The organism is Mesorhizobium sp. M7A.F.Ca.MR.362.00.0.0 (assembly GCF_004023175.1).
In the GTDB taxonomy this organism is placed as follows: Bacteria; Pseudomonadota; Alphaproteobacteria; order Rhizobiales; family Rhizobiaceae; genus Mesorhizobium.
On sequence record NZ_RZTF01000351.1, the window covers coordinates 4,886 to 6,715 of the forward strand.

General features: G+C 61.5%; 2 protein-coding genes. One reads left to right on the forward strand and one right to left on the reverse strand.

The window, feature by feature from the left end:
- A partial coding sequence (locus tag EOC06_RS29510) for a tyrosine-type recombinase/integrase (protein WP_206631282.1) occupies window positions 1-980 on the reverse strand: 980 nt, incomplete at its 3' end.
- Between the two features lie 42 nt (window positions 981-1,022).
- Here EOC06_RS29510 and EOC06_RS29515 point away from each other — a divergent pair.
- On the forward strand, window positions 1,023-1,799 hold the full coding sequence (locus tag EOC06_RS29515; RefSeq protein ID WP_281062122.1) for an IS66 family transposase: 777 nt from the start codon (window positions 1,023-1,025) through the stop codon (window positions 1,797-1,799).
- The last annotated feature ends 31 nt before the right edge of the window (window positions 1,800-1,830 follow it).

A 1,830-nucleotide genomic window follows, 5' to 3' on the forward strand; every position in this document is an offset into this window, starting at 1 on the left:
ATCGGGGCCCTCATCGTCAGGAACAGCCTCCGTTCTGGGTGCGCGGGGCGAACCTCACGCAGGTAACGCAGGACAGTCAGCCCCACGCCCGGCGAAAGCGGATAGAGATGCGTACGTCCAGGCTTTGGGCAGCGCACCCGTAACATCTCCTGCTCCCAGTCGAAATCGCCGAGCTGAAGGCCGCTAACCTCACCGGCGCGCAGGCCGTAGGTGATCAGCAGCATCAGGATGGCACGGGCGCGTATGTCGTAAGGGCGGTCGCCCTCAGTGGTCGCGAGCAGGCGGATGACCTCGTCCCGGCTCAACCCTTTCGGAATTGCCTCGCCGGGATAGCGTTGCGGCGGCATGATCCCATCGGCCAAGCCCGGCTTGCACCAGCCCTGCTGTCCGGCGAACCGGACGAATCCACGCAGTTGTTGCGCATAGAGATGGATGGTTGATCGACTGCAGCCGCGTGCGTGATAGCGCGCGACAAACTGATCGATCATGGCGATCCCGACCGACGCTAGATCGACGCCTCTCCCGTCCAGCCAGTCGAAAAAGCAATTGACCGTCCGACAACATCCTTCGACCGTGGTATCCGCCCATCCGTGTTCGGAAGACATGCGCGCCGCGAAGATAGTGACCTCGCGCGTATGGGAGTGGCGTGTGGCCTCGTGCTCCTCCAGCCAGCCCATAAAGCGCATCCATCGCTCAGCGTACCCGAGGAATCGTCGGCGCGAGAGAGGTCGTGATTTGCGTTCGGCGGGTAAAGACCATAGCCGGAAGCCATTCTCAACCTTGAGCAAGATCGAATTGTCGTTGTCTTGCAAATCGAGAATGCGCACCAGGTCCAACTGGCAGGCGGCGATCTTGCACAGCGTCTCAAGCTTGATGCCGATTTGCTTGCAATGGGCAAGATAGAGGAGCCGCTCCTTTAGCAATGGAGCGGAACGATACCGTGCGATCGCATCCTGTCGGCTAAAAAGAACTTCGAACATAACCCAGGTCTCCTTGTTGTGGCGCCTGGATCATGACATCGGATGTGTTCACAAAATTATGTTGCGGAGATTGCCTGCAATCGCCTGGAACTTAGGGAGAACTGGGGCCTCCGCAGCATAATTCCGTGCGCAACATCTTACCGTCAGGTCCAGATGATGGCCGCCAAGGGCGTCGATATCGAGCGATCCACGCTGGCGCGCAGCGCCGGCTACGCTGCCGCCTTGCTCGATCCGATCTACAACCGCCTTCGTGAGATCGGCCGTACCCGCAGCAAGCTACACACCGACGACACGCGGCTTCCGATCCTGGCGCCCGGCAACGGCAAGACGCACAAGGGTGCGCTCTGGGTTTACGTCGCCGACGATCGCAACTCGGGCTCGAAGGAGCCGCCGATCGCCTGGTATCGCGCCACCATGGGCCGCGCCGGCGAGAGCGTGATGAGCGAACTCGCCGGATTTGCCGGCACCCTCCAGGCCGACGGATTCAGTGGCTACAATCAGCTCTACAAGGGCGGCGCCATTCGAGAAGCTGCCTGCCTGGCCCATCTGCGTCGCAAGATATTCGACGTTCACGACAGCCAGCCGACCGAGCTCAGCACGACGGCGATGGCCGGTATCCAGGCGATCTACCGGATCGAGGAAGAGATACGGGGGCTGCCGCCCGCCGAGCGATTGGCCGCACGACGAAGGCGAACCCGACCACTGGTACGCGCGCTGCGACGACAGCTCATGCGCCAGGGCAAGGGTTTGTCGCGCCATGCCGATATCGCCAAGGCCTTCGCCTATGGCACCAAGGGTTTTGTTGCAACGGCTGAATAGGGGCGCAGAGAGGCCTGATGCGAGGTCAATC

Excerpts from the sequence above, each read along its gene's own strand:
- EOC06_RS29515 (WP_281062122.1), top strand. The coding sequence starts at position 1,023 with ATGTGTTCACAAAATTATGTTGCGGAGATTGCCTGCAATCGCCTGGAA.